We start from the raw sequence: 26,024 nt of genomic DNA on the forward strand, positions 1-26,024 counted from the left end.
CCTCCCGTTCTTCTCGACGCGAGGCACGGCACCTGCGGTGCCGCCCGGGGTGCGATGTGGGCCGAGATGCGGTGCGGGCCGAGATGCGGTGCGGGCCGAGGCGCGGTGCAGGCCGGGACCGGCGCGCAGCCGGCGCCCCCGCGGCGCCAGCACCGGCGCGTGCCCCGTCAGCCCAGGTCGCGGTGGCGTACGGCGAGGTGTTTCAGTATCCCGGTCACCCGGTCCCGGGACTCGTCGGCGACGTCCATGGCCTCGACGCAGGTCCAGTACATCCCTTCCTCGTCCGCCGCGCAGACCACTCCCACCAGCGCCTCGCACACCTCGCCGAGCAGCCAGGACAGGCCGCGCAGCGCCTCCTGGGTGTCCCGCACCTCGGACAGCTGGGCCGCCCGTGGCCCGCCGATCCGCGGGGCCGGGATCAGCAGGGCCGCGCTCGTCCGCCCTCCCGCGTCGCCCAACCCCCGTGCCCGGGACCGCACTTCGTGCGGACCGGATATCGCGAGATGGCTGCCCACTGCCTCGGCCAGGGCCTGCGCCTGCCACGCCTCGACGACGATCTCCTCGACCGTCCGCGCCTGCGCCAGACCGCGCCGACTGGCCGCGATGATGCGCACCGCGTCCATCCGCGACCCCCTCCCTCAGACCACGTCAGCTTCGCCGCACCTACCTGCCACTACCCAGCGTGAACTTGAAAGGCCAAAAAGGCCAGAGGAATTCGCAAATCTGTGGACAACCAAGACGATGTGGAAAGATCCTTCACTCCATAGAGTGACGATTGGCTCGTTCGGTCCCCTTCACCGGGAAGCGTGTCTCGTTCCGCTCGATCTTCGCGGCCAGCGCCCGCAGCACATCGATGCCCAGGACGTCGCAGAACTGCAGCAGGTAGGCCAGCACGTCGGCGACCTCGTCCTCGACCCGGCCGGCCGCCGTCGCGTCGGTCATGACCTTCGCCGACTCCTCCGGCGTCAACCACTGAAAAATCTCGACCAGTTCGGAGGCTTCGACGCTGAGCGCCGCCGCCAAGTTCTTCGGGGTGTGGTACTGGCCCCAGTCCCGGGCGGCCGCGAAGTCCGCCAGCCGCCGCTGCAACGCATGAAGATCTTCACTCATACTCCTAGGTGTAGCACCTGCACCCCGGGCAGCCCGTCGGCGACCGCCGCGTCCCGTACCGTCCCCAGCAGCCGGACGTGCCCCCGCGCCACCATCCGCACGGCCAGCTCCAGCAGCGCACGCGTCTGCCGGCCGTCCAGGCTCCGGTCCATTCCGTCCGCCATCAGCCCCAGCACCTGACGCGCGGACAGCACCTCGCCCACCGGGTCCATCGCCAGCACCTCCGGGCCCGTCAGGAGCACCAGCGCGAGCGCGACGTACCGCAGCTCCCCGTCCCCGAGCTGTTCCAGCGGCATCGCCGGCAAGGAGCCACGCTCGACCAGGGCCCGTATGCCGACCTTCCCCGCGAGCTCCACCGGTTCGGCCCGCAGCCCCTCGACCGGTCCGGCGCAGCCGTCGCGCACCGCTTCGACCAGTACGGCATGCCGGCGCGCACATTCCCTGCTCGTGCGCCCCAGTACGGCAGGAAGGTTGTCGCATGCCGTGCGCAGCCGCCCGTCCCCGGCGGACCAGCCCCAGCTCCCCTGTGAGGCACCCCCGTCATCCGCCGCCCCGTCGCCACCGGCCGCGACTGCGAACCCTCCCGACAGGGCTCCGTCGGCCCGCGCCCCGGTCCCCGTGCCGCCCCCGGCCACACCGGCCGCACCCGGACCTCCGGCGCCGCCGCTGCCCGTACGGCTGCATCCGCGGCCTCCGGCAGTACGAGAACCACCCGCACGTGCACCGGCCCCGCCCCCGCCGCCCGTTCCCGAGCCCTTCGCGCCCCCGCTGCCGCCGCCCCCGGCGGCACCCGCTTCCGCGCCGCCCCCCGCACTCACGCTCCCTCCGGCGCCGGGGCCGGCCCCGCGCATCGCCTCCGGTCGTGGATCGCACGCGAACACCGACCGGAGCGCCACCACCACCTGCTCCGCCGCCGCCAGCACCAGCCGCTGCCCCGCCGTCTTGCCCGCGACACGCAACGGCAGCAGTGCTGTGCCGAGCCGGTCGTCCGGCAGCGGCGCGCGCGTCACCGGCGTCGACCCGGCCGTGTACCAGGCGGCCTGGACCGCGCGCCGGGCAGGGTCCGTAAGCGCCGTGGACAGCAGGGTCTCGCCGCCGCCGGTCAGCCGCTCGCCGACGATGCGCAGTTCCGGCTCGGCCTGTACGGCGACGTCGAGCCGGACGGGGCCGACCGGCCCCTCGACCGTGCAGCCGATGCGGAACCCGCGTCTTCCCTGCTCGTCGGGGCGCGCCCACGCCGGTACGCAGCCGACCGCGCCGCCCGGCGCCGCCTCCACGGCCCAGCCGAGCCGGGCACCGCTGCCGAGGCGCGCGAGGATGTCGTACGCCTGGAGCACACTGGACTTCCCGCTGCCGCTGGGGCCGGTCAGCAGCGTCAGCGGGCCCAGCGGGACGGTCGCACCGCGATGCGACTTGAAGGCGGACAGGCGTAATTCGGTGACCGCCGGACGCACACTTTCCGTGTCCATACGAGGACGCTAGGCAACCGGCGAAAGCAAAACCGTTACGGCTGCAACGCCTTCCTACGATCGGGGTACGGCACCGGCCGGCGGCTCGGCGACCTCGGTACCGACCGGCGTGAGGAGGAAGACGTTGGTGTCGACCCGGTGCATGCCGCTGGCGAGCCCGAAGACGACTCCGCTGGAGAAGTCCAGGATGCGTTTGGCCACGTCGGCGTCGGCGCTGCTGAGGTCGAGGAGGACCGGGATCTGCGCCATCAGGTACTCGGCGACCTCGCGCGCGTCGGCGAAGGTCTGTACGCGGATGACGACGAATCGCCGCATCTCCTCGCCCGGTTCCTCCTCGGGCAGGGCGCGGTGGTCGGGCCACGAAGGCCATTCACTGCCGCTGCGAAGGGGAACGACCTCGGCGAGCCCTTCCCACTGTTCGTCGGTGGCGTCGGGCCGGTTCACCGAATCACCTCTCCCGGAGGGGCACTGAACAACTTCGGTATCTGCATCGCGCAATTGTAGGGATACCCGCATATACGGCTTCGGGTGCGACACACGGATGGCGTCACTTGCTCCCTCCATCCTGCACCATGGCCGCTGAGCAGTGCCGACACCCCGGGCATATATCCTCCGTCGAGAAGTTCTCGTGTTCCTGTTCACCCCATCTGTCACGGAGGTCGGTTCCGCCATGAGCACTGATCCTCCCGGCCGCGGGCTGCGTGCCCTGCGCGGTCTCCGCAAGCCCGCGAAGAAGCGGCCCGCGTCCGCCACTCCTCCGGAAGCCCCGGCATCGGACGCCGGGACTCCGGATACCGGTTCCGCGCCCGCCGGCAGTGTCATCAACGCCACGCTTTACCGCGACGGCTATCGCCTCAGTACCCACGAAACTCTCGCCGACACCTTCCGTAACCTGCGCACCACCGCCGGTTCCATGGCCTGGATCGGTCTGCACCGGCCGTCGTCCTCCGAATTGGTCACCCTCGCCTCGGAATTCGACCTTCACCCGCTGGCGGTCGAAGACGCGCTGGAGGCCCATCAGCGGCCGAAACTGGAGCGTTACGGCGAGACGCTCTTCGTCGTCCTGCGCGCCGCCCGTTACCTCGACGATCCCGAAGAGGTCGACTTCGGCGAACTGCACGTCTTCGTGGGCCCCGATTTCGTCATCACCGTGCGCCACGGCGGCGCCCCCGACCTGCCTTCCGTGCGCCGCCGCATGGAGGCCGCCCCGGAACTGCTCAAGCGCGGCCCCGAAGCGGTCCTGTACGCGATCCTCGACGCGGTCGTGGACGATTTCGCACCGGTGGTCGCCGGTGTCCAGAACGACATCGACGAGATCGAGACGGAGGTCTTCGGGGGCGACCCGCGGGTCTCCCGCCGCATCTACGAGCTCTCCCGCGAGGTCGTCGAATTCCAGCGCGCGACCCGCCCGCTGAACGGCATGCTGGAAAGCCTCACCGCCGGTTTCGAGAAATACGGCATCGACGAGGAACTCCGCCGCTACCTCCGCGACGTCGCCGACCACGCCACCCACACCACCGAACGCGTCGACGGCTTCCGCCAGGCCCTCCAGGACATCCTCACCGTCAACGCCACCCTGGTGAACCAGCAGCAGAACGCCGAGATGCGGGCCCTCGCGGAAGCGGGCTTCGAGCAGAACGAAGAGATTAAAAAGATCTCCTCCTGGGCCGCCATCCTCTTCGCCCCCACCCTCGTCGGCACGATCTACGGCATGAACTTCGACCGCATGCCGGAGTTGCACTGGGCGTTCGGCTACCCCTTCGCGATCGTGCTGATGGCGGTGGTCTGCATCAGCCTGTACGTCATCTTCAAGCGGCGGGACTGGCTCTGACCAACGGGCGTCGGTGCGTGCACGCTGCGAGCGGGACGCCTGGATCACCGCGTCCGGTCAGCCTGCGCGCACTGTGTGCCGCGTGAATTGAGCACCGGGGCGGCCGGCCGCGCAGGGCCGCCCCGGTCGGCGCCGACCCGCCGATGCTCAGTCGTGACAGTCCCGCCCCCGGCACGCCCCGCATCGCGTCCAAGCGCTCGACGGTGAAGTGCTCCCAGGCACCGCGTTCTGTCGATTCTGGAGGACGCACAAGTCACCGGCAGCGAGCAAGGGGCAACAGCCGTCGCGACGGGTTTTCTGGAAGCTTCGCTCACCGCCTGGGACGAGGAATTCGACCTGCATGCCATTGGGCAGGATCTCGGCCCGGAGTTCCGCAGGTACTGCGTTCACGAGCGGCGCGAGCGTTTGGGCGGGAACGCCCGGGCATCGCGCCGCTCTTCATGCACGATGTGGCGCGGATGCGGTCTGTCCCCGCAGAATCGCCACATGGCGATCACCGCACGTGCCCTCAACCGTTCCACGCTCGCCCGGCAGTTGCTGCTCACCCGCGAGCCGCTGGATGTGGCCGCCGGGCTGCGACAGGTGGTCGCCCTACAGGCGCAGCAGCCCGCGTCGCCGTACGTCGCCCTCTGGAACCGGCTCAGCGACTTCTCCCCCGCCGACCTCGATGCCGCCGTATCCGACTTCCAGGCGGTCAAGGCGACGCTGATGCGGGTGACGTTGCACCTGGTGCATGCCGCCGACTACCGCGCTTTCCGTGAAGCCGTGGAACCGACGCTCCGTGGCTCCAGACTCGGCGACGCCCGTTTCACGGCGTCCGGGCTGACCGCCGCCGACGCCGACGCGCTCGTACCGGAGTTGCTGGAATTCGCCGGCCGGCCGCGCACCACCAGCGACATGCAGAAATGGCTCGGGGAGCGTCTGGGCGCGCCGCTGGAGCCGTCGGCGTGGCGGATGCTGCGTCAGTACGTTCCGCTGTGGCACGCTCCCGTTGCCGCGCCCTGGCTGTTCGACACCCGTCAGGCGCACGTCGCGGCGAGCACGCGGCCGGTCCTGGCGGACCCGGACGCGGCCGCCGCGGGCTTGCAGGCCCTGGTCCGCCGCTATCTGGCGGGGTTCGGGCCGGCGTCGGTGGCGGACGTGGCGCAGTTCGCGCTGGTGCAGCAGAGACGGGCCCGCGCCGCTGTCCAGGCGCTCGCCGACGAGCTCGTGACTCTGGAGGGGCCCGGCGGGGTGGTGCTGTACGACATACCGGGCGCGCCCCGGCCGGACGAGGACGCCCCGGCACCGCCCCGTCTGATGGCGATGTGGGACAGCGTTCTGCTCGCCTACGCCGACCGCGGCCGCGTCATTCCGCCCGCGTACCGCAAGCACGTGATCCGCAGGAACGGTGACGTGCTGCCCACGGTGCTGGTCGACGGGTACGTCGCCGGTGTCTGGCGCCCGGTCGCCGGCGGGATCGAGGCCGGGGCCTTCCACCCGCTCCCCCGTCGCGTCTGGGACGGGCTGGCCTCCGAGGCCCGTTCGCTCGGGCGGCTCCTCACCGGCCGCGACCCCGGGGCGTACCGCCGTTACGACCACTGGTGGGCCAAGGGCCTCCCGGCGGCCGAGACCCGGCTGCTCCCGCCGGGCCCCTGAGCCGGGTACGGAACCGTCCCGTCCTCCGGCCCGCCGTGTCACCGGGCCTGATCGGTGGCCGCGGGGAACGCCGCGTCGATGGTGTCCCGGATGACGCGGTAGCAGCTGCAGGCGTTCGCTTCGAGGCGTTCCCGGTCCAGGAGCGTGATGATGCCGCGGCTGTAGCTGATGCAGCCGTCCTCGGCCAGGGCGCCCGCGACCTCGCTGACCGACGATCTGCGTACCGCGAGCATCTGGGCGAGGAACCGCTGGGTGAGCGGGAAGTGGTCGCTGTGCATCCGGTCGCCGGTCATGAGGAGCCAGCGGGCGCAGCGCTGCCGGGTGCGGTGGCTGCGGTTGCAGGCCGCGTTCCGTGCCAGCTGGGTGAACATCGTCTGGGTGCAGCGTTGCAGCAGCTGCTGGAGCTGCCCGTCCAGGACGGCGATCTCGTCGCGGAACCGGTCGGCGTCCATCCGCAGCCCCCGTCCGGGGACCTGGACCATCGCCCGTTCGGTGGGGCTGCCGACCCCCAGGAAGACCGGTAGCCCGACCATGCCCTCGTCGCCGACGGTGGCGACCTCGACGGCCGGACCGTCCAGCTCGGCGAGGATCGAGCACACGCCCAGGATGGGGAACCACACGGTGTCGATCGACTTCCCCGGGGTGTACAGCACGTCTCCGATGTTCAGCTCGGCCGGCTCCAGGTGCGACGCCAGCCGGCGGCGCTCGGCCTCCGGCAGGGCGGCGAGGATGCGGTTGCCTTGGGGGTCGTACGGACCGGTGGCGCCGTTCGTCATGCGTACCCGCCTTTCGTGCCGTGATCAGGCGGTGGCCTCGGGCGGGATCACCGCGGCCCAGGGCGGCAGCGACACCCGCATCAGTCCCGCGGCGCCCGGCACCATCACCAGGCTGACCAGCGCGTGAGCCAGCACCGGCAGGGGCAGCACAAAGTCTATGCAGCCGGTGGCCATCGCGGCGCTCGGCATGCCGAAGGCTTCCGAGGTCGCGCTGTCCTGGACCAGCACCCGTCCCCCCGCGCCCCTGATGTGCCGTACGCCCAGGGCCCCGTCCTCCAGGCGCCCGGTGAGCACCGCCGCCAGGGTCCGGGGCCCGAAGGCGGCCGCGGCGGAGGCGAACATCGGATCCGCCGAACGGTGGCCGTCCGCGGCGTGCAGCGACACCTTGCCCTCGGACGTGAAGGCCGCCCACTGGCCCGCGGGGACGACGTGGGCGACGCCGGGCATCAGCTGATCGCCGTCCTCCAGCAGCCGTACGGGCAGCGAGGAACGGTATTGCAACACCCCGATCAGCCCGTCCCGCTCCCGTACGGGCCGGTGCTGCACCAGCACCACCGCGGCGGGAAACGTGTCGGGCAGCGCCTCAAGGATGTGGCGGTATGCGCTCACGCCGCCGAGCGACGCGGCCATGCAGACCACGTCGAAGGCGGCGGAGGACTTCTGAACGGTACCGAACACAGGCCCAGCCTAATGCCCGGAACCGTACACAGGAGCACGGTGTGGCCGAAGCCCCACGGCGGGCGGGGCCGGGGACGGCCCGCCCGGTGGTCAGCGGCGGCTGAATACGGTGGCGCGGCAGGCCCGCCGCCTGCCGCGCCACGGAGCGGTGCGAGGCGGGATCCTCGCGGTCGGCGAGGACCGGCAGACGCCGGCGCGCCTCGGCGGCGCCTTCGGGCTCAAGGCCGGCGGAGGTGTCGAGCAGGCGCTTGGTGGCCTTGGGCGTGAGCTCAGCCCGAAGCCGGGTCGTCCTCGTCGCAAAGTCGAATGCGTCGTGATCTCCGGTGCTGAAGAATTCCGGGGTATGGACAGTGAGCTGCGGGTGTTGCGTCGTCGGTATTCCGGCCATGAGTGGGTGGCGGTGAATGACGGGGCCTCGGGGGCTGATGTGTTTCGTCTCAGGGGCGGGACGCGGGAGTTGTTCGTCAAAGTGGCGGCTGCCGATGTGTCCGCGGCATCCGGGCTGAGTGTGCCGGCTGAGGCGGAGCGGCTGGTGTGGCTGGCGGAGGAAGGGATTCCCGTACCGCGTGTTGTGGAGAGCGGTGGGGACGGGGAGGTGACGTGGTTGGTCACCGAAGCGGTTCCGGGGCGTCCGGCCGCCGCGCGGTGGCCGCGGCAGCAGCGGCAGGACGTGGCCGTCGCGCTGGCCGGGCTCGCTCGTTCGCTGCACGGGTTGGACCGGGAACGGTGTCCGTTCGACCGCAGTCTGGCGGTGACGGTGCCGCAGGCGGCTCGTGCCGTTGCTGAAGGGAGCGTCGATCTGACGGATCTGGACGAGGAGCGGGCGGGATGGTCGGGAGAGCGGCTGCTCGCGGAGCTGGAACGGACCCGGCCCGCGACCGAAGACCTGGTGGTCTGCCACGGTGATCTCTGCCCGGACAACGTACTGCTCGACCCCCGTACCTGCGAGGTGACCGGGCTGATCGACGTGGGGCGGGCCGGGCTCGCGGACCGGCACTGCGATCTGGCCCTGACGCTGCGCGAGTTGGCCCATGAGGAGGACCCGTGGTTCGGGCCGGAGTGTGTCGCGGCGTTCTTGCGGGAGTACGGGCGCGGGCGGGAGGAGGCGGTCTCGGAGGACCGGCTGGCGTTCTACCGGCTGCTGGACGAGTTCTTCTGAGGTACGGCTGAGGCGGGGGCGGTGCTGGTGGCTGGGTAGGGTTGCGTCGCGTGGGTGACAGCACAGTGTGGACGTTGGCCATCGCGTCCGTGACGGGCGGTACGGCGGTCCTGGCGAGTTGGGTGGCCGGGCGGGGCAGTACCCGGGCCGCTCGGATACAGGCGGAGATCGCCGCCCGGTCGCAGCGGGCCGAGCGGCTGCGGGAGAGCCGCCGGGCCGCGTACCTCGATCTGATCGAGCAGACCCACCGCATGGGCGAGCTGTACTGGGAGATCCTGGCACTGCTGCGGAACGGTGCCGGTGGCGGCGACGGCCCCGGTGGGGCCGCTGGTGCGGGCGTCGTGGGTGGTGCCGGTGGTGCCGGTGGTGCCGGTGGTGCCGGTGGTGCCGGTGGTGCCGGTGGTGCCGGTGGTGCCGGTGGTGCGGGCAGCATGGCGGATGCTCTGAAGGAACTGCACGACCGGGAGATCGCGGAGTACGCGAAGATCCGTCGCTGTGCCCGGGTCGTCGAGCTGGAGGGGCCGCCCGAGGCGGCGGCCGCCGCGCTCGCCCTCCAGCGGACGACCGGCACGTTCTACCGGTGCGTCAAGGCCGCGATGGAGGGCGACCCCGACGCCCGGGAGGAGTTCCGTACCGCCTTCTCGCCTTTCTGGGCGGCGCTGGAGGACTTCATAGAGGCCGCCCGCACCGCCCACCAGGCGGGGTGAGCGGAAGGGCCTGCGTCCGGGGCGCCGTCGTACGCGGCTTCATCGAAGTCGTCGGCCCTGTCGGCTCCATCGGCTCCATCGACGTCATCGAGGCTTCGACCAGGGCCGCCGTGAAGGGGTGGCCGGGCGCCGTGAGGACTCGGCCGGCAGGCCCCTGTTCGACCGCGTCGCCTGCGTCCAGGACCAGGATCTGGTCGGCTGTGGTGGCCGTGCTCAGGTCATGGGTGATCCATACCAGTGCCAGGTCCGGCTGGTCGCGCAGGTGGCGGTCGAGGACGGTGAGGATGCCGTGCCGGGTGACGGTGTCCAGGCCCGAGGTGATCTCATCACAGATCAGGACGCGGGGGCGGGCGAGGAGGGCGCGGGCGAGGGCCGCGCGCTGGAGTTCGCCTCCGGAGAGCCGGTCGGGGCGGCTGTGGAGGTGCTGCTCGCCCAGCCCGACCTCGGCGAGCAGTGCGCGGGCCTCCCCCATGGCGTCCGCGGGGGCGGATCCGCGCAGGCGGATCGCTGTGCGGGCGACCTGTGCCAGGACCGTGCGGTGTTCGTCGAAGGAAGCCGGTGCGTCCTGGAAGACGTACTGGACGGCCGCCAGGTGCGCGGGCGTACGGTCGCGCAGGCTGCGTGGCAGTGGTACGCCGTCGAGGAGGACCTCCCCTTCGTACGTACGGTGGAGGCCTGCCAGGCACCGGCCGAGCGTCGTCTTGCCGCTGCCGGAACGGCCGACGACCGCCACGCGCCGACCGGCCTGGAGGCGGAGGGAGGCGTTGCGCAGCACCTCGACGGTACGGCGGGACCCGCTGCCGCGGTGGTGAGCGGTCAGGGCACGAACCTCCAGTACGGGGAGGGGTTCCGGGACGGGGAGGGGTTCCGGTACGGAAGCGGGCTTCGATACGGAACGGGGACCCGGTACGGGACGGGCAGCCGGTACGGGACGGGCAGCCGCGTCAGAGGCGGGTTCCGGCTCCGGTTCGGTACGGGCGCCGGCGCCGGCGCCGGCCCGCGCCTCCCGGGGCGCGAACAGCCGCCGCGTCCAGGCGTGCCGGGGCGCCGACGCCACCTGCTCCGCCGGCCCCGCCTCGACCACTCGGCCGCCTTTGAGGACCACGATCTCGTCGGCGAGTTCCCGCACCACGTCCAGGTCGTGGCTCAGCAGCAGGACGCCGATGTCCTGCTGGACGACCGACATCAGTTCCGCCACGATGCGGCGCTTGGTGAGGGCGTCCTGGCCGGTCGTCGGTTCGTCGGCGACCACGACGCGGGCGCCGAGCAGGAGGGCCTGGGCGAGGACGACGCGCTGTTGCTGGCCGCCGGACAGCTGGTGCGGGTAGCGGCGCAGAAGGTCCGCGCCGTCCGGGAGTTGGGCCCGGGTGAGGGCCTCGGCGACGCGGTGTTCGGCGGCCTTGGCGCGCTCGCGGCGCGGGAGGTGGCGTACCTGTGTACGGGCGATGTCGGCGAGCAGGGCGCCGGCCCGGCGGGCGGGGTTGAGGACGGCCGCCGGGTGCTGCGGCACATGGCCGACCAGGCCGCCGGTGACGGTCACCGTGCCCGTGACCCGGGCGCCCGGCGGGTACGCGCCGAGCAGGGCCAGGCCCGTGGTGGTCTTGCCGCTGCCGGAGGCGCCGACCAGGGCGGTGACCGCGCCCGCGCGGACCCGCAGGCCCACTCCGTCGACGACGGCCCGGTCGCCGACCTCGACCCGCAGGTCGTCGACCTCGGCGACGATGTTCGCTGCCGCGCTCACCGGCGGCCCTCCTCGGTGTGTCGTCGGACGGATGGGGGCAAGGGCCCAGGACGAGACCGCGGGCGCTTTGGGCGCTTCAGATACTTCAGGTGCTCTCCGTCCTCCCGGCCTTTCCTTCCCTCCCCCTCCAGCAGCGCGTCGAAGAGCAGGTTGCCGCCCATCGACAGGGCCACGATCAGCAGCGCGGGCACGACCACGGCCCATGGCTGTATGAACAGCCCGGTACGGTTGCGGTCGACCATGACCGCCCAGTCCGCCGCGTCCGGTTCCACGCCGACGCCCAGGAACGCGGCGGTGGCGACGAGGTAGAGCACGCCGGTCAGCCGTACGCCCGCGTCGGCGGCGAAGGTGCGCAGCGCGGACCGGCCGACGTAGCCGACCGCCGTGCGCCACCAGGTCTCGCCCTGCATGCGCAGTGCCTCGACGGCGGGGCGGGCGGCCGCTTCGGAGGCGGCGGCGCGTACGATGCGGGCCGCGTCCGGGATGTTGACCAGGGCCACCAGCAGTGCGAGACCCGCGGCCCCCGGCGCGAAGACGGCCGCGACCAGCAGGATCAGCAGCAGCGACGGCACGGCGAGCAGCACGTCCAGCGGGCGCATCAGCAGTTCTTCGAGCCAGGCGCGGTGGGTGAGGGCGGCGGCCAGGCCCAGTGGCACGGCGACCGCGTAGGCGAGGGCGGTCGCGGCCAGCGCGACGAGCACCACCGACTGCCCGCCGAGCAGGATCTGCCGCCACACGTCGCGACCGACGAAGTCGGTGCCGAGCCAGTGGCCGCCGCCGAGGGTGAAGGACGCGGTGCGCGGCCCGGCGTCGCCCGCGAACAGCGGGCCCAGGAGGGCGAGCAGCAGGGGCACCGCGGCGATCAGCAGTCCGGCCCGGCCGGGCCACCGCGCCGCCCTCTTCGCCCACGCCGTCGCTCCGCCGCGCATCGCCCTCTTCGCCCACGCCGTCGCCTCGCCGCGCGTCGCCCGCTTCAGCCGTTCGGTCATCACGCCACCACCTCCGCCCGCGGCGCCAGCCGTCGGGCCACCAGGTCGGCGCCGAGGTTGAGGACGACCGCGATGACGCCGAAGACCACGGCCAGGCCCTGGACCACCGGGACGTCGCGTTCGGCGACCGCGTTCATCAGGACGGTGCCCAGGCCCGGGATCACGAACAGGGCCTCGACGACGATCACTCCGCACAGCAGCCAGTCGACGGTGCGGGCGAGCTGCTGGGCGGCGGGCGCGAGGGCGTTCGGCAGGGCGTGCAGGTAGCGGACGCGCGCGGTGGACAGGCCGTACCGGGTCGCCTGGCGCACGTACGGGGACCGCAGCGCGTCGATCATGCCGGCCCGTACCAGGCGGCTGATCGAGCACACCGGCCGGGAGAGCAGTACGAGGACGGGCAGGACCAGGACGGCGGGGTGGGCGAGCAGGTCGCCGCCGAAGCCGACGGCGGTCGGCGGGAGCCAGCCCAGCCGCAGCGCGAAGAGGGTGACCAGGAGCACGCCGAGGGCGAATTCCGGTACGGCGTAGACGGCGAGGGTGGCGGAGCTGACCAGCCGGTCGGCGAGCGAGCCCGCGCGCCGTGCCGCGAGCACGCCGAGCCCGACCCCGACGGGTACGAGCAGCACCACGGTGATGGCGGCGAGCAGCAGGGTGGGGCCGAAGCCGTCGGCGAGGTAGCCGGCGACGGGGCGGCCGGAGGCGAGTGAGGTCCCGAGGTCGCCGTGCAGCAGTCCGAGGACCCAGTCGGCGAACCGTTCGGGGGCCGGCCGGTCCAGGCCCAGTTCCGTACGGATGGCCGCGATGCGGGCCGGGTCGGGCTGGTCGCCGGCCAGGGCGACGGCGGCGTCCCCGGGCAGCGCCTCGGTCAGCGCGAAGACCAGCAGCGCGACGGCGGCGGTCTGCGCCGCGCCGAGCAGCAGCCGGCGCGTGAGCCAGGCGCGCAGCGGCGGCGTCCCTCCTCCCCTCACGCCAGCCACACCTTGTCGAACCGTGCCCAGTCCAGGGTGTTGGCGGGCGCGTCGGGTGCCACGCCGCGCACCCGGCGGGACGTGCCGACGATCCAGTCCGCGAAGCCCCACACCAGGAAGCCGCCCTCGGCGTACAGGCGGCGCTGCATCCGCCCGTACACCGCCGCGCGCTCCTTCTTGTCCTTGGTGGACTGGGCCTGCTGGTACAGGGCGTCGAAGTCCTTGTGGTGCCACTTGGTGGCGTTGGTGGTGGAGTCGCTGAGCAGGCGCTGGGAGATGTGCGACTCGATGGGCATGGCGCCGGAGCGGTAGCAGCACAGGGTGCCGCTGTCGAGGATGTCGCTCCAGTAGCTGTCCTTGCTGCCGGACCGGACCCGGACGGTGACGCCCGCCTTGGCGGCCTGGTCGCGGAAGATGCCGGCGGCCTCGGTGAACCCGGCGGCGACGGGCGAGGTGTCGAGGGTGATCCGCAGGTCCTCGGCGCCCGCCTGCTTGAGGAGGTGGCGGGCCCGGTCGAGGTCCTGGTGGCGCTGCGGCAGGTCGCCCGCGTAGTACTCGTAGCCCTTGCCGAACAGGTCGTTGCCGATCTCGCCCGCGCCGGAGAGCGCGCCGTCCACCAGCTCCTTGCGGTCGGCGATGAGGAAGAACGCCTCGCGGACCCGCTGGTCGTCGAACGGGGCGCGGTCGGTCTTCATCGCGAAGGACTGCATGGCGCTGTTGCGCAGCCGGACGATCTCGATCCGGCCCTTGCCCTCGTGGGCGCGCGCGGTGGTGGGGTTGAGTTCGTGCGCGTACTCGACCTGGCCGCCGAGCAGGGCGTTGACGCGTGCCGATTCCTCGTTGGCGACGACGAATTCCAGCTCGTCCAGGTGCGGGGCGCCGTCCCAGTAGGCGTCGTTGCGCCGGAGGACGCAGGAGCGGCCCGGGGCGAAGGAGACGAAGCGGAAGGGGCCGGAGCCGACGGGCTTGGCGAAGTCCGCGGTGGTCGTGCCGTCGGGGACGATGTACGCGCCGAACGCGGCCAGCACATTGGGGAATTCGGCGGTGGGGCGCTTCAGCCGGAATTCGACGGTGTCCGGCGAGACCGCCCGGCTGGCGGCGAGGTCGATGGGTTCCAGGGACGCCTTGGCGCGGTACGCCTTCTTGGGGTCGGCTATGCGGCGGAAGCTGTAGAGGACGTCCTCGGCGGTGACCGGCCTGCCGTCGTGGAAGGCCGCCTTGCGCAGGGTGACCCGCCAGCGGTCGAGGGTGTCGTTGGGTTCCCACTTGGCGGCCAGGCGGGGGCGGGCGGCCATGTCGGTGCCGCAGTCGGCCAGCTTGTCGTAGAGGGCCTTGGCGCGGGCGGCGTCGGCGAAGAGGTTGCCCAGGTGCGGGTCGAGGGTTTCGGAGGCGCCGCCTCCGGCGAAGGCGGCGCGCAGCCGGCCGCCGCGCCGGGGGCGGCCGCCGCTGTCCGAGGGGCCGGGGGAGGTTCCGCAGCCGGCCAGGAAGAGCCCGGCGGTGGCCGTGACACCTGCGGTCGCGGCGAGGAAGCCGCGCCGTCGCAGGCCGGGGAGGTCGCCGGTTTCCCTGCTGGTCTTCAGGGAGGGAGGGAGTTCGCTCATGGTAGGTCACGCCTCATGAAGTGTGGGTGGGCTGGAGGACTGGACGGGGCGGGCGTTCAGCCGTCGCCCAAGCGCGCCACGAGGTGCAGCCGGTCCCCATCGGCGGCATCCCCCGGAAGTACGGCCGGACCGGCTCGCCAAGGCGGCTCCGTACGCGGCCCCGGCCCGTCGTGCAGGTCGAGCACCGTGAAGCCGTGCGCGGCGAGGGCGTACCGCAGTTCCTGGGGGAACAGCAGCCGCCACGCGGAGTGCTGTTCGACGGCCGGTGAGCCGTCCTCCGTGCTCCACACCCGCCGTCGGCGCAGCAGTTGGGCCGCCCGGTCGACGGTGAGCGTGGTGACGGACCGGTACACGGTCCCCTCCCACTCGAAGCCGCGGATCTGCGGTGCGTCCAGGAGTTCTGTCCGTCCGAGGAAGAACGCTCCGTTACGCATCTCCGCCACCAGCAGTCCGCCCGGTGTCAGCGCGCGGCGGCAGGAGTCGAGAAAGCCGTCCAGTTCGTCGTTGGTGTGGCAGTACAGCAGCGCGCTGTCCAGGCAGACGATCGCGTCGAAGGGCTGCGCCGCGAGGTCCCCGGCACGGAACCGGCGCAGGTCGGCCCGTACGTAGTGGGGTCCGGGGTGATGGGTACGGGCGTACGCGAGCATCGCGTCCGACAGGTCGGCGCCGACGACCGTGCGGCCCATGGCGTGCAGGTGGGCGGCGTCCCGCCCGGTGCCGCAGCCGATGTCGAGGACGTGCGGCCCGGCGCCGTACCGGCGCAGGACGTCCTCGGTCCAGCGGGCGGCGAGCCGTTCCGGGTCGGGGAACCGGGCCTCGTACAGGGCCGGGTTGTCGGTCAGCAGGTTGCGGGCGGCGGCGCTGTCCGTCATGCCGTCACCGCCACCGCGCGTACGGGCAGGGCGCGCAGCCGGTGCAGCCAGCCGACGCCCGCTGCCGAGGCGAGGCCGAAGGCGAGGCAGCACGCCCAGGGCAGCCAGGGGGTGCCGTGGGCGCCCGCGTCCATGGCCCAGCCGACGACGGTGTTGCCGACGGCGGCGGCGATGCCGGAGACGACGTAGAAGATCCCGAAGTAGGTGCCGGTGAGTTCGGCGCGGCCGAACTCCGGTATCAGCTCCATGACGAACGGCTGGGCGATCATGACGCCGACGTACAGGAGCAGTGCCCCGGCGAGGACGGGTACGAGGGCGAGCGCAGCCCGGCCGGCGCCGCCGCCCGTGCCGGACGCCCCGGCGACCGCCATCGGCGGGACGAACGCCGCGCCCATCAGCGCCAGCCCGATGGCCACCCACCGTGCCCGCGTGCCCCGCTCCTTGAGGGAGCGGGTGATGCGCATCTGGAGGGTGAGGTTGGCCAGTGTGCCGACGAGGAAGACGAGGCCGGCCGCGCCGTCCCAGCCGGTGGCCCGCCGGGCGCCGTCCGGGAGCAGCAGGTAGAGCTGGTTCTCCATGGTGAACATGCCGACCATGGCGAGGGAGAAGGCCAGGAAGGCCCGGTTGGCGAGGACTTCGCGCCAGTCGCCGAGCACGCCGCCCTTCGAGGGGGGCACTTCGCGGGCGGGCAGGACGGCGGCCTGGGCGGCGGTGAGCAGGGCGAAGATCGCGGCGGCGGTGAGGGCGGAGACGCGGAAGTCGACGAGCAGCAGGGCGCTGCCGATCAGCGGTCCGACCAGGGCGCCGGTCGTGGCGAAGATGTTGAACAGGGCGAACGCCTCGGCCTTGCGGTCGCCCGCCTCGGCTGCCAGGTAGGCCCGTACGGCCGGGTTGAACAGGGCCCCGGCGAGCCCGCTGAGTATGGAGGCGGCGAGCAGCACGGGCAGCCCGTCGCCGAGCGCGAACAGGGCGAAGCCGACGGTGCGCAGCGCGCAGCCCGCGATGATCACGCCGCGCGCGCCGAGCCGGTCGGCGGCCGAGCCGCCCAGGATGAACAGGCCCTGCTGGCTGAGGTTGCGTACGCCCAGCACGATGCCGACCACGGCGGCGGACATGCCCAGGTCCTCGCCGAGGTGGGTGGCGAGGTACGGGATGAGCAGGTAGAAGCCGATGTTCACGCCGAGCTGGTTGACCAGCAGGAGCCGGATGGCGAGCGGGAAGGCCCGCATCTCACTCCACGTCTTCACGGTGGTGCCTTTCCTTCTGTACGGCCGGTACGGCGGGCTGTGTCGCGGGCGGGGCGCCGCGGTCCGCCCCGCGCGGGGGCACCGGCCGTACGCCCAGCCCGGCGCCCGTTCCGGCGCGTACGGTCCCGTCGGTGCCGCCGATGCCGGTCCACGGGTCGTGCGCGAGCAGCAGGTGTCCGTCGAGGTCGACCCAGCGGGCCCGGTCGGCGAGGTGGACGGCGGGGGCGATGCCGAGGGTGCCGGCGGTCAGGCAGCCGAGCATGAGGCGGGTGCCGCTGCCCGCGATCAGTTCCTCGATGCGCAGGGCCGCGTGGACGCCGCCGCACTTGGCGAGCTTGACGTTGACGCCCTGGACCCGCCCGGCCAGCCGCTCGACGTCGGCGGGGGACACGGCGTCCTCGTCGGCGATGACGGGCAGCGGGGAACGGGCGGCGAGCCGGGCGAGCGCTTCGGGGTCGCCCGGCACCGTCGGCTGTTCGACGGCCGTGACGCCGAGTTCGGCGAAGCGCGGCAGCAGCCCATCGGCCTGCTGTGGCGTCCAGGCGCCGTTGGGGTCGAGCAGCAGCGCGGCGGTGGGGGCGGCGTCCCGTACGGCCCGTACGCGGGCGAGGTCGTCCTCGGGGTCCGCCGTACCGGCCTTGATCTTGAGGACGGTGAAGCCGCTCTCGGCCAGGCAGCGGGCCTGGGTCCGGGCGCGTGCCGCGGGCACGATGCCGATGGTGCGGGCGGTGGCGGCGACGGGCCGCCGCTCGGTGCCGAGCAGCTGGTGGACCGGCCTTCCGGCGCGCTTGCCGACGAGGTCGAGCAGGGCCGATTCGACGGCGGCGGTGACGGCGGGCGGTGTGTCCGGCGCGGGCGGTTCGCCTTCGCGCAGGGCGTACAGGGCGCTTTCGGGGTCGGCGAAGCGGCCGAGTCCGACGGCGGCGCCGGCCAGCAGGCGGCTCAGGGTGTCGGTGTCGAGGCCGTAGTACACGCTGGTGACGGCCTCGCCGTGGCCGCGCAGCCCGCGGTGTTCCACGGACAGCCAGACGGCGTCCCGTTCGGCCGTCACGGACCGGGAGATGCGCAGCGGTTCGGCGAGCCGTAGCCGTACGACGCGCAGGGTGCCCTTCATGCCACGCCCTCCCCCGCGGCCGCCGCCTTCGGATCGACGACGGTGGTGCACCGGGCCCAGCCGGTGGCCTCGGCCGCCGTGGGGTGCGGCAGTTCCACCGGGCGGGTGGCGACGGCCTGTCCGTCCAGGCCGTGGGCGGCGGCGAAGTCCTCGTCGTAGACGGTGCCGAGGTAGCGGTGCAGGCCGTCGGGGAAGACGGTGGCGACGACGGCGCCGGGGTGCACGCGGGCCGCCCAGGCGGCGACCAGCGCGACGGCGCCGGTGCTCCAGCCGCCGCTGACGAAGCTGCCCCGGGCCAGCCGCCGGCAGGCGTCGGCGGCTTCGGCGGGCCCCACCCAGTGCACCTCGTCGAAGGCCGCGTAGGCGACGTTGCGCGGGTGGATGCTGCTGCCGAGGCCGCGCATCAGGCGGGCCCTGGCGGGCTGGCCGAAGATGGTCGAGCCGGTGGCGTCCACGCCGATCAGGCGCAGCGCGGGCCAGTGGCGGCGCAGCGGGCCGATGATCCCGGCGCTGTGGCCGCCGGTGCCGACGCTGCACACCAGGACGTCGAGGTGGTCCAGGTCGGCGGCCAGCTCGGCGGCGAGGGAGGCGTAGCCCGCCGCGTTGTCGGGGTTGTTGTACTGGTCGGGCCAGTACGCGTGCGGCAGCAGGGTGCGCAGTTCGCGCAGCCGGGCGAGCCGGGCGGCCTGCCAGCCGCCCTCCGGCGCGGGCCGGTCGACGATCTCCAGCCGCGCGCCGTAGGCCCGCAGCAACTGCCGCATGGACGGCTCCAGTTCGCTGTCACAGACCAGGATCACATCGTGGCCGAGGGCCTGGCCGGCGAAGGCCAGGCCGACGCCGAGGGTGCCGGAGGTGGACTCCACGACCGGCGCGCCGGGCCGCAGTTCGCCGCGTTCGCGGGCGCCGAGCAGCATGGAGACGGCGGCGCGCGCCTTCATGCCGCCCGCGCCGAGCCCTTCCAGCTTGGCCCAGAAACCGGGGTGCGGGCAGGGCAGGTCGCCGGTGATGCGGGCCAGGGGCGTACGGCCGACGAGGGCGAGGAGTTCCCGGTTGGCGGCGGGTGCGCCCAGAACGGCGGCGGTCATCGGGCGCCTCCCCGTGCCGACAGGACGTAGCGGTCGTCGCCGGTGTAGCGGTGGACGACGCCGGGCCCGCCGTCGAGCCAGAAGAACGGGTACGGTTCGGCGCACACGGCGCTCACCCCGGCGCCCAGGAGGCGGGGCAGTACGGCGCTGCCGGTCTGCGCGAACATCACCAGCGGCTTGGCGTGCCGCGCGCAGTGGGCGCGCAGCGGCTCGAAGGTGCCGTTGCCGAGGGTCATGCCGGAGGCCAGTACGGCGTCGCACCCGTCGAGTTCGGCGAGCGCGTCGGTACGGATCGGCTCGCCCCACTCCGTACGGCCGCCCTTGAGGTCGCACGGTACGCAGACCAGGCCGCGGGCGCGCAGCGCCTCCAGCAGCGAGTTGACGACGCCGACGACCAGGACGGTACGGCCGGGCGCGACGGGGAGCAGCCCGGCGACGCCGCGGGCGCGGGCCCGGGACTTGGCGAGCGAGTCGCCGGCGGGCAGTTCCCAGGGCCGCGCGCCGTTGGCGGGCGTGTGCGGCAGGACGTGCATCAGGTACGCGTCCAGGGCGGCGACCCGTACCGGCGCCAGCGGGTGGTCGAGCAGGGTGGCGATGTCGGCGCCGACGCAGTCCTCGATCGCGGCGGCGGGCAGTGCTCCCGGTTCCACGGCGCAGGAGCCCACCGCGCTGCCGAGGCGCAGGCTGAGCACTTCGTTGCGGTAGCCGCCGCTGCGTCCTTCGTGGCGTACGGCCTGGCTGGTGGTGAAGGCCACCGCGATCTTCTGCGTACGGGGGTCGGGCCCCAGCTCACCGGCCCGTACGCGGCGCACCAGGTCCGGGAGGCCGGCCGCGGCGGGCCGCACGGCGCCCACGGCCGCCGTCGCCTGTCCCGGCGGGGCCGTCGCGCGTTCCGGGCTCATGGCTCGTCCCGGGCTCATCGCTCGTCCACCACCCGCGGACACAGGCCGGCCAGCAGTTCCTCGACGCGGGCGCGCGCCCCCGGCCCCGCGCTGTCGGCGGCCATGACGTGGCCGAGGTACCCGTTGTTGCTGCCGGTCTCCCTGACGGCCTTGCCGGGCGCGGCGAGCTGGACCTCCAGCACACCGGGCCGCCCGTCGAGCCCGTCGGCGCCGGTTATCTCCCGGAGGACTCCGGTGCGTCCGGGGACGAGGAAGCCGATGGCGGCGCTGCGCAGGCCGGTCTCGCGCGGCATGAGGTCCGGCTCGCGGCCGAGCGCCACCTCGACGAAGGCGGCGGCCAGGTCGATGCCGGTGACGTGGCGGACCAGTTCGGTGATGCGGTTGCCGGCGGGCCGCGGGTTGACCTCGACCACCCGCGGCCCGGCCGCGGTGAGCTTGATCTCGGTGTGCGCGACGACCTGGTCCAGGCCGAGCGCCTTGAGCGCGGCGCGGGCGGTGTCCGCCGCCGCTTCCGCGTCGGCGGTGGTCAGCGCGGCGGGGAACATGTGCCCCGTCTCCACGAACGCCGGGGCGCCGCCCACGCTCTTGTCGGTCACCCCGACGACGTGCACGGCACCGCCGTACGACACGGTCTCGACGCTGACCTCGGGGCCGTCGAGCAGTTCTTCCAGCAGGACGACGGGGGCCCGCAGCTGTCCGCGCGCGTTGACGGGGAAGGCGGCCAGCTCGCGGTGCGCGCGGGCCAGTTCCGCCTCGTCGTCCACCCGCCGTACGTACATCCCGGCGCACAGGTCCACCGGCTTGAGCACCAGCGGGAAGCCGATCTCCCGCGCCGCCTCGGCGGTCCGCGCCCAGTCGCCGCAGACCGCGAACCGGGGGCCCGGCACGCCGGCCGCGGCCAGCGCGCGCCGGGTGGCGTCCTTGCGGCAGGCGGCCTCCACGGCCTCCGGCGCGGGCCCGGGCAGGCCGAGGCGGGCGGCGGTGCGCGCCACGGCGGGCAGGTAGTAGTCGCACGAGCTGAGGACGCCGTCGAAGCCGATCGCCGCGTGCAGGCGTTCGGCGTACGGCAGCAGGGCGTCGGTGTCGTTGGTGTCGGCGGTGATCACGTTGCGGGCCGCGAGGAGCGGGTGGGCGGTGCCCTCGGGGGCGGTCCGCAGGTAGTGGTGGAGGTCGCGGGTGAGGAAGGTGAAGTCGTGTCCGGCCTCGCGGAGGGCGCGGGGCAGCAGTCTGCCCATCGACCCGACCCAGCTCTCGACCATCAGCAGATGCGCCACAACTCTCCTTCTGCGCAGGTGGTTTCGCTTCCGGGCACGCCGCGGGGAGGCCCCCGGCGGCCGCGGTGCGGTGTTGACCGAACGCGATGCTAACGCTAATGATTTTCATTGTCACCTCGTGGGTACATCTTTTCTTCGCCTTTCCCCGCCCGCGACGCCCGCCCGCGCCCTCCGCGCTGTCCCGAACTGCGAGCCCCATGTCTCCCGCCCCGCGGCGCACCGCCCTGCTCTGCGCGCTCCTGACGAGCGCCGTACCGCTGTCCACCGCCACGTCCGCCGCCGCCGAGCCCCGTGCCGGCGCCCCCGCCCCGCCCCTGCGCTTCGGCACCTGCCCGGCGTCGGTCCCCGCCCCTCCCCCACCGGAGCGCGTCGAGTGCGGCACGGTGAGCGTGCCGCTGGACCACTCGCGTCCGGACGGCGCGCACATACGGATAGCCGTCTCCCGCGTCCGCGCCTCGGGGACGCCCGCCGAGCGGCGCGGCGTCCTGCTGGTCAATCCGGGCGGCCCGGGCGGCTCCGGGCTTCCGTACGCGGTCACCAAGCGCGCCAAGCTGCCGGACGCGGTGCGCCGCGCCTACGACGTCATCGGCTTTGATCCGCGCGGCACCGGGCTCAGCGCGCCCGCCGCCTGCGGGCCGATGGGCGGCCTCTTCGACGCCCCCGGCACCGGGGGCGCGCCGCTCGATCCCGTACCGCGCGACCGGCCCGGCGAGCGCGCCTACCTGGACTCCCAGCGGCGGCTGGCCGCCGACTGCGCGGCGGGCACGGGCGCCGCCCTCCCCCACCTCTCCACCAGCGAGACCGCACGGGACATGGACGCGATCCGCGCCGCGCTCGGCGAGCGGCGCATCAGCTATCTGGGCGTCTCGTACGGCACATACCTGGGCGCCGCCTATGTGGCCCAATTCCCGCACCGGGTCGACAGGTTGGTGCTGGACAGCATGGTCGGGCCGGAGGACTGGCACGACTTCGACGTACGGCAGGCGTTCGCGCTGCTGCGCCAGCGCGATGTGCTCTTCGGCTGGCTGGCACGGCACGCTTCCCGGTTCCAGCTCGGCGGTACGGCGGGCGAGGTCCGCGCCGCGTACCGGCGGGTGCGGGACGGGCTGGCGGCGCGGCCGGTCGCCGGGTTCGGTGCCGCGGCCTTCGACCGGGCCGTCTACCGCGCCCTGGGGCGTACGGAACGGTGGACCGCCCTCGGTGACGGGCTGCGCGCCTATCTGGACGCGGGGAGCGTTGACCGGCTGCGGCCCGCCGCGCCCTTCGACGGGCCCGAGTCACGCACGTACGAGGCCGCCAACCGGGCCGTGAAGTGCGCCGACGGGCCGGGGCCGACGCCGGGCCGGGTCGTCGCCGGCCTGCGCGGGCTGCGGAACGCGGACCCGCAGCCCGTGCTGACCGGCCTGGAGGCCGCCGCCTGCGCCTACTGGCACGTCCGCCCGGCGGAGCGCACCCGGCTCGGCAGCCCCGCGGCTCCCCCGGCACTGCTGGTGGCCTCCGCGCACGATCCCGTGACGCCGCTCGCCGGTGCGCGGGCCCTCGGCCGCGTCCTGCCCGGTTCGCGGCAGGTCACCTTGCACGACGACTACTCGCACGGCGTCTTCGCCAGCCGCGGCAACCGCTGTGTGGATGCCGCGGTCGGCGCGTATCTCGTCGGCGGCACCGTCCCGGCGCGGGATGTGCACTGCGCGGGGCCGGGGCTGCCGGAGCCGTCGCCCCGCACGTGAGCCGTACGGTCCTCAGCCCACCGCCGTCACTTCGGGCAGCGGCGGCCCGGCCTCGCACCACATGCCCTCCGCTCCTGTCAGGTAGTGCTCGAAGAAGCCGCCGACGACCGTGCGGGTGATCTCCGTGCCCCGGCCGCCGGGGAGGGAGCCGAGCGCGTCGGCGTAGTCCTCGGGGTCGGTGAACCCGCGGAAGCCGAGCGGGGCGGCGAGGGCGTCGAGGTCGGTGCAGGACTCATGGCCGCCGCCGGTCACCAGCAGGTGGTGCCGCGGCCCGCGCAGGCCGCTCCACAGCCGCTCGCGGGCCCGGGTCTCCTCCGGGAAATCCGGGTCGTCGGCGGTGAACTGACAGATCAGGAACGGGCTTTCCAGGCCGGTCCGCAGGACTTCGCCGTACGGGGTGCCGTCGAGGTTCACGCCGGCCGTCAGGCCCGGGTCGAGCCGCAGGGCCTCGGCCGCGGCGGCGCCGCCCAGCGAGTGGCCCGCGACGCCCGCCTTCGACGGGTCGAGCAGGGCGTGCCACCAGAAGCCGGGGGCGGACAGCCGGGCGCGGGCGAAGCGGAGGTCGGCGGCCCGGACACCGACGTAGCGGGTGGCGAGGTCGCCGGTGTCCCCGTCCGCGAGGCCGTCCGGTTCGCGGTACGGCACGAGGCGGCCGTCCGGGAACTCCACGCCGATCGCGTCCGACGGGTGGTCGAGGGCCGCCACCAGGAAGCCGCGGGAGGCGAGGTCCTCCCCGAGGGCGGTCAGCGCCGCGCGGTACTGGGCGTGGCCGGGCGAGAGCAGGACGAGCGGGCGGCCGTGGGCGTGCGGGGCGGGCGGCGCGTCCGCGGCGGCGTGCACGGCGACCGCGGCGGCGGTGTCGCGCGGCAGTCCCGAGCAGCCGGGCTCCTCCTCCCACGAGTCGACCACCAGCGGGGACATCGCGGCGGAGACGTACCGGCCGGGCCCCGCGCCGGTCCCCGCCTGCGCCGGGTACCAGAGCTGGGCCATCAGTTCCCGGGGGCGGCCGGGCCGGAAGGGGTCCTCCCGGTCGTGGTCGGTGAGGTGGGCGGTGCGCACGCCGACCGCGTGCCGGCCGGTGGGCGGGGGCAGTTCCGGACGGGCTGCGACGCGCCGCCCGGGCGCCGGTCCGCCGGTCGCCGCCGCCCGGGAGGTCTCACGGGTTTCCGTCATGCTGCTGCCTTCTCCTCGGTTTCACCGGCAGCACATGCGATCACGTACGGGGGCGGAACGCACCGGGTTTTCGCGGTCGGGTGGCCGGAACCCGCCGGTGCCCCGCCCGCCCCGGACCGTGGCCCGCGCCGGCGGATTTTCCGGGAGGGCCGGAAAGCGCGGCGATCCTTCTTCGGCGGGCGGGCGGGTGCGCCCACCATGGGGGGCGACGCGGGCGGCAGCCCGCCCGGCCGCGCAGGCGCGAGCCGGTCCGTACCACCGCAGGAGCCAGCATGATCTTCATCGTCGTCAAGTTCACCGTCCGGCCCGAGCACCAGGACTCGTGGCTGTCGCTGGTGGACGACTTCACGCAGGCCACCCGGCAGGAGCCGGGCAACCTGTTCTTCGAGTGGTCGGTCAGCGTGGACAACCCGCGCGAGTTCGTGCTGGTCGAGGGCTTCGCCGACCGCGAGGCCGGGGACGCGCACGTGAACTCCGCGCACTTCAAGGCCGGCCTGGAGGCCATGGCCGGGGCCATCGAGACCACCCCGCAGATCATCAGCAGCGAGATCGACGCCGAGGGCTGGGGGCCCATGGGAGAGCTGTCGCCGCGCGAGGCGTGAGCCGGCGGGGCGCGACGCCCCGGACCGACGGGCCGTCCCGTCCGGCCGCGCGGGCCGTTAGATCCGCGCGGCCGGGACACGGGCAGGCCGGTGTGCAGGCGGCCCGGTGTACGGGCGGCCCGGGTCAGAACGGTGTGGCCGGGAGGTACTTGCCGTCCAGGGTGATCACTGCTCGCGAGCCGCCCTCCGGGTCCTCGACCTTCTGTATGTCCAGCCGGAAGTTGACCGCGCTGATGATGCCGTCGCCGAACTGCTCGTGGATCAGGGCCTTGAGGGTGGTGCCGTAGACCTGGAGCATCTCGTGGAAGCGGTAGAGGGTCGGGTCGGTGGGGACACCGTCCGGGATGCTGCCGCGCAGCGGGATCGTGCGCAGCAGCCGCTCCGCCGCCTCGTCCAGGTCCAGCCGCTCGGCGACGGTGCGGGCGGCGTCGGCGGGCAGGGCGTGCTGGCCGAGGAGCGCGGCGGTGACGAAGACGACGGACAGGCCGGTGCCGTCGGCCAGCCGCTCCCAGGTGAGGTCCTTGCGGGTCTTGGCCTCGACGACGGTCCGGGCCAGGTCCTGGCGGGCCTGCGGGTCGAGCTGGGCGTGGGTGTGGGACACGGGGAAGTCCTTTCCGGACGGGGGCTCAGGAGAGCGGGGTGAAGGTCGCGCCGCGCGGGTCGAGGACGTCGACGGCTCCGGTGCGGATGTCGTGGGTCCAGCCGTGCAGCGTGACCGCGTCCCGCGCGAGGGCGCGGGCCACGGACGGATGGGTGGCGAGGCGGGCGAGCTGGGTGGCGACGTTGTCGCGGACCAGCGCCGCGATCCGGGCCTCGGTGGTGCCGGCGGCCGCGCGGGCGCGGTCCCCGTCGGGCCCGGCCGCGTCCAGCCACCCGGCCAGGGCGGGCAGCCCGGCCAGGCCCTCGCCGGTGGCCAGGGCCGTCATCGCGCCGCAGCCGGAGTGGCCGCACACGATCACGTCGGTGACGCCGAGCGCGGTGAGCGCGTATTCGATGGTGGCGGTCACCGCGTCGGGCCGCGGGCCGTAGGCGGGGACGAGGTTGCCGGCCGTACGGATGACGAACAGCTCGCCCGGCTCCGACTGGGTGAGCAGTTCGGGGGCCACCCGGGCGTCGGAGCAGCCGATGAACAGGGCACCCGGCCGGTGGGTGGTGGCGAGCCGCTCGAACAGGGCCGCCCTGGCGGGGTGGACGTCGCGCTGGAAGCGCCGGACGCCGGCGGTGAGCTGAGGGTGCACGGACACTCCTTGCTGGGGGACCTCGGCCCGGGGGCCGTTGGATCCACCATGCGTGAACTGGCGCTATAGCGTCCAAGACGTACAACCCATGGCGGTCATCGGTGTCGCCTATACCTGCTCGCC

At 73.7% G+C, this 26,024-nt stretch carries 25 protein-coding genes; 6 read left to right on the forward strand and 19 right to left on the reverse strand.

The features are described 5' to 3' along the window. Positions 1–167 precede the first annotated feature (167 nt). From CP973_RS29480 to CP973_RS29495, 4 genes are all read right to left on the reverse strand, one after another. Positions 168–623 (reverse strand): DUF6099 family protein, encoded by a 456-nt coding sequence (locus CP973_RS29480; protein WP_150246930.1) that lies wholly within the window; start codon positions 621–623, stop codon positions 168–170. A gap of 133 nt (positions 624–756) precedes the next feature. Then, positions 757–1,110, reverse strand: a complete 354-nt coding sequence (locus CP973_RS29485) for a nucleotide pyrophosphohydrolase (RefSeq protein ID WP_030596859.1) — start codon at positions 1,108–1,110, stop codon at positions 757–759. Then, positions 1,107–2,579: an ATP-binding protein gene (locus CP973_RS29490; RefSeq protein ID WP_150246931.1), complete on the reverse strand. Its 1,473-nt coding sequence runs from the start codon at positions 2,577–2,579 to the stop codon at positions 1,107–1,109. The genes CP973_RS29485 and CP973_RS29490 overlap by 4 nt, the downstream gene beginning before the upstream one ends. A 54-nt stretch (positions 2,580–2,633) precedes the next feature. Continuing rightward, complete coding sequence (locus CP973_RS29495) at positions 2,634–3,023, reverse strand: cell division protein SepF (protein WP_003980851.1); 390 nt, start codon at positions 3,021–3,023, stop codon at positions 2,634–2,636. Positions 3,024–3,249: 226 nt separating this feature from the next. Here CP973_RS29495 and CP973_RS29500 point away from each other — a divergent pair, with 226 nt between their 5' ends. Both CP973_RS29500 and CP973_RS29505 read left to right on the forward strand, forming a co-directional pair. Next, positions 3,250–4,410: a magnesium and cobalt transport protein CorA gene (locus CP973_RS29500; protein WP_150246932.1), complete on the forward strand. Its 1,161-nt coding sequence runs from the start codon at positions 3,250–3,252 to the stop codon at positions 4,408–4,410. Between the two features lie 486 nt (positions 4,411–4,896). Continuing rightward, positions 4,897–6,048, forward strand: coding sequence for a winged helix DNA-binding domain-containing protein (locus CP973_RS29505; protein WP_150246933.1), 1,152 nt, complete (start codon positions 4,897–4,899; stop codon positions 6,046–6,048). A 38-nt stretch (positions 6,049–6,086) separates the two neighbouring features. Here the strand turns inward: CP973_RS29505 and CP973_RS29510 are convergent, their stop codons facing one another. Both CP973_RS29510 and CP973_RS29515 read right to left on the reverse strand, forming a co-directional pair. Further along, on the reverse strand, positions 6,087–6,824 hold the full coding sequence (locus CP973_RS29510) for a Crp/Fnr family transcriptional regulator (protein WP_150246934.1): 738 nt from the start codon (positions 6,822–6,824) through the stop codon (positions 6,087–6,089). A gap of 24 nt (positions 6,825–6,848) precedes the next feature. Further along, positions 6,849–7,502 carry a chemotaxis protein CheB gene (locus CP973_RS29515; protein ID WP_150246935.1) on the reverse strand — a complete coding sequence of 218 codons (654 nt, stop codon included), beginning with the start codon at positions 7,500–7,502 and terminating at the stop codon, positions 6,849–6,851. Positions 7,503–7,845: 343 nt separating this feature from the next. Between CP973_RS29515 and CP973_RS29525 the strand changes: the two genes are divergently transcribed. Continuing rightward, positions 7,846–8,661, forward strand: a complete 816-nt coding sequence (locus CP973_RS29525) for an APH(3') family aminoglycoside O-phosphotransferase (RefSeq protein WP_150246936.1) — start codon at positions 7,846–7,848, stop codon at positions 8,659–8,661. 50 nt (positions 8,662–8,711) lie between these two features. After that, positions 8,712–9,368, forward strand: a complete 657-nt coding sequence (locus CP973_RS41160; RefSeq protein ID WP_244410067.1) for a hypothetical protein — start codon at positions 8,712–8,714, stop codon at positions 9,366–9,368. Here the strand turns inward: CP973_RS41160 and CP973_RS29535 are convergent. The 10 genes from CP973_RS29535 to CP973_RS29580 are packed head-to-tail and all read right to left on the reverse strand — an operon-like array spanning position 9,331 to position 21,161. Continuing rightward, positions 9,331–11,109 carry an ABC transporter ATP-binding protein gene (locus tag CP973_RS29535; protein ID WP_150246937.1) on the reverse strand — a complete coding sequence of 593 codons (1,779 nt, stop codon included), beginning with the start codon at positions 11,107–11,109 and terminating at the stop codon, positions 9,331–9,333. The genes CP973_RS41160 and CP973_RS29535 overlap by 38 nt on opposite strands. Further along, entirely contained in the window at positions 11,106–12,038 is a 933-nt protein-coding gene (locus CP973_RS29540; RefSeq protein WP_150250458.1) for an ABC transporter permease subunit, read from the reverse strand. Before CP973_RS29540 ends, CP973_RS29535 begins: the two co-directional genes overlap by 4 nt. A gap of 59 nt (positions 12,039–12,097) precedes the next feature. Next, on the reverse strand, positions 12,098–13,066 hold the full coding sequence (locus tag CP973_RS29545) for an ABC transporter permease (RefSeq protein ID WP_208853329.1): 969 nt from the start codon (positions 13,064–13,066) through the stop codon (positions 12,098–12,100). After that, positions 13,063–14,667 carry an ABC transporter substrate-binding protein gene (locus CP973_RS29550; protein ID WP_150246938.1) on the reverse strand — a complete coding sequence of 535 codons (1,605 nt, stop codon included), beginning with the start codon at positions 14,665–14,667 and terminating at the stop codon, positions 13,063–13,065. The genes CP973_RS29545 and CP973_RS29550 overlap by 4 nt, the downstream gene beginning before the upstream one ends. 56 nt (positions 14,668–14,723) lie before the next feature. Further along, positions 14,724–15,539 (reverse strand): class I SAM-dependent DNA methyltransferase, encoded by an 816-nt coding sequence (locus CP973_RS29555; protein ID WP_150246939.1) that lies wholly within the window; start codon positions 15,537–15,539, stop codon positions 14,724–14,726. Beyond that, a complete protein-coding gene (locus CP973_RS29560) occupies positions 15,536–16,786 on the reverse strand; it encodes an MFS transporter (RefSeq protein WP_150246940.1) in 1,251 nt (416 codons plus the stop codon). Before CP973_RS29560 ends, CP973_RS29555 begins: the two co-directional genes overlap by 4 nt. Next, complete coding sequence (locus CP973_RS29565; protein WP_150246941.1) at positions 16,770–17,900, reverse strand: dipeptide epimerase; 1,131 nt, start codon at positions 17,898–17,900, stop codon at positions 16,770–16,772. The genes CP973_RS29560 and CP973_RS29565 overlap by 17 nt, the downstream gene beginning before the upstream one ends. After that, entirely contained in the window at positions 17,897–18,985 is a 1,089-nt protein-coding gene (locus CP973_RS29570; protein WP_150246942.1) for a PLP-dependent cysteine synthase family protein, read from the reverse strand. The genes CP973_RS29565 and CP973_RS29570 overlap by 4 nt, the downstream gene beginning before the upstream one ends. After that, positions 18,982–19,887: a Rossmann-like domain-containing protein gene (locus CP973_RS29575; RefSeq protein WP_244410072.1), complete on the reverse strand. Its 906-nt coding sequence runs from the start codon at positions 19,885–19,887 to the stop codon at positions 18,982–18,984. Before CP973_RS29575 ends, CP973_RS29570 begins: the two co-directional genes overlap by 4 nt. Positions 19,888–19,901: 14 nt before the next feature. Beyond that, complete coding sequence (locus CP973_RS29580; protein ID WP_150246943.1) at positions 19,902–21,161, reverse strand: ATP-grasp domain-containing protein; 1,260 nt, start codon at positions 21,159–21,161, stop codon at positions 19,902–19,904. A gap of 197 nt (positions 21,162–21,358) precedes the next feature. On the opposite strand from CP973_RS29580, the gene CP973_RS29585 reads away from it, so the two are divergent. Further along, complete coding sequence (locus CP973_RS29585) at positions 21,359–22,888, forward strand: alpha/beta hydrolase (protein ID WP_150246944.1); 1,530 nt, start codon at positions 21,359–21,361, stop codon at positions 22,886–22,888. 12 nt (positions 22,889–22,900) lie between these two features. Here the strand turns inward: CP973_RS29585 and CP973_RS29590 are convergent, their stop codons facing one another. Continuing rightward, complete coding sequence (locus tag CP973_RS29590) at positions 22,901–24,061, reverse strand: alpha/beta hydrolase family protein (protein ID WP_150246945.1); 1,161 nt, start codon at positions 24,059–24,061, stop codon at positions 22,901–22,903. Positions 24,062–24,333: 272 nt separating this feature from the next. On the opposite strand from CP973_RS29590, the gene CP973_RS29595 reads away from it, so the two are divergent. Continuing rightward, positions 24,334–24,663: a putative quinol monooxygenase gene (locus CP973_RS29595; protein ID WP_150246946.1), complete on the forward strand. Its 330-nt coding sequence runs from the start codon at positions 24,334–24,336 to the stop codon at positions 24,661–24,663. Between the two features lie 124 nt (positions 24,664–24,787). Here the strand turns inward: CP973_RS29595 and cynS are convergent, their stop codons facing one another. Together cynS and CP973_RS29605 are read right to left on the reverse strand one after the other, a co-directional pair. Next, positions 24,788–25,264: a cyanase gene (gene cynS / locus CP973_RS29600; protein WP_150246947.1), complete on the reverse strand. Its 477-nt coding sequence runs from the start codon at positions 25,262–25,264 to the stop codon at positions 24,788–24,790. 25 nt (positions 25,265–25,289) lie between these two features. After that, the gene (locus tag CP973_RS29605) at positions 25,290–25,901 is read right to left on the reverse strand and encodes a carbonic anhydrase (RefSeq protein WP_150246948.1); all 612 of its coding nucleotides are present in this window, start codon (positions 25,899–25,901) and stop codon (positions 25,290–25,292) included. Between the last annotated feature and the right edge of the window lie 123 nt (positions 25,902–26,024).

The organism is Streptomyces albofaciens JCM 4342 (assembly GCF_008634025.1).
GTDB lineage: Bacteria > Actinomycetota > Actinomycetes > Streptomycetales > Streptomycetaceae > Streptomyces > Streptomyces albofaciens.

Bases quoted from the DNA above. Each gene is read 5' to 3' on its own strand.
- CP973_RS29480 (WP_150246930.1), bottom strand. From the start codon at position 623: ATGGACGCGGTGCGCATCATCGCGGCCAGTCGGCGCGGTCTGGCGCAG.
- CP973_RS29485 (WP_030596859.1), bottom strand. From the start codon at position 1,110: ATGAGTGAAGATCTTCATGCGTTGCAGCGGCGGCTGGCGGACTTCGCG.
- CP973_RS29490 (WP_150246931.1), bottom strand. From the start codon at position 2,579: ATGGACACGGAAAGTGTGCGTCCGGCGGTCACCGAATTACGCCTGTCC.
- CP973_RS29500 (WP_150246932.1), top strand. From the start codon at position 3,250: ATGAGCACTGATCCTCCCGGCCGCGGGCTGCGTGCCCTGCGCGGTCTC.
- CP973_RS29505 (WP_150246933.1), top strand. From the start codon at position 4,897: ATGGCGATCACCGCACGTGCCCTCAACCGTTCCACGCTCGCCCGGCAG.
- CP973_RS29510 (WP_150246934.1), bottom strand. From the start codon at position 6,824: ATGACGAACGGCGCCACCGGTCCGTACGACCCCCAAGGCAACCGCATC.
- CP973_RS29525 (WP_150246936.1), top strand. From the start codon at position 7,846: ATGGACAGTGAGCTGCGGGTGTTGCGTCGTCGGTATTCCGGCCATGAG.
- CP973_RS29540 (WP_150250458.1), bottom strand. From the start codon at position 12,038: ATGCGCGGCGGAGCGACGGCGTGGGCGAAGAGGGCGGCGCGGTGGCCC.
- CP973_RS29550 (WP_150246938.1), bottom strand. From the start codon at position 14,667: ATGAGCGAACTCCCTCCCTCCCTGAAGACCAGCAGGGAAACCGGCGAC.
- CP973_RS29555 (WP_150246939.1), bottom strand. From the start codon at position 15,539: ATGACGGACAGCGCCGCCGCCCGCAACCTGCTGACCGACAACCCGGCC.
- CP973_RS29565 (WP_150246941.1), bottom strand. From the start codon at position 17,900: ATGAAGGGCACCCTGCGCGTCGTACGGCTACGGCTCGCCGAACCGCTG.
- CP973_RS29570 (WP_150246942.1), bottom strand. From the start codon at position 18,985: ATGACCGCCGCCGTTCTGGGCGCACCCGCCGCCAACCGGGAACTCCTC.
- CP973_RS29575 (WP_244410072.1), bottom strand. From the start codon at position 19,887: ATGAGCCCGGAACGCGCGACGGCCCCGCCGGGACAGGCGACGGCGGCC.
- CP973_RS29585 (WP_150246944.1), top strand. From the start codon at position 21,359: ATGTCTCCCGCCCCGCGGCGCACCGCCCTGCTCTGCGCGCTCCTGACG.
- CP973_RS29590 (WP_150246945.1), bottom strand. From the start codon at position 24,061: ATGACGGAAACCCGTGAGACCTCCCGGGCGGCGGCGACCGGCGGACCG.
- CP973_RS29595 (WP_150246946.1), top strand. From the start codon at position 24,334: ATGATCTTCATCGTCGTCAAGTTCACCGTCCGGCCCGAGCACCAGGAC.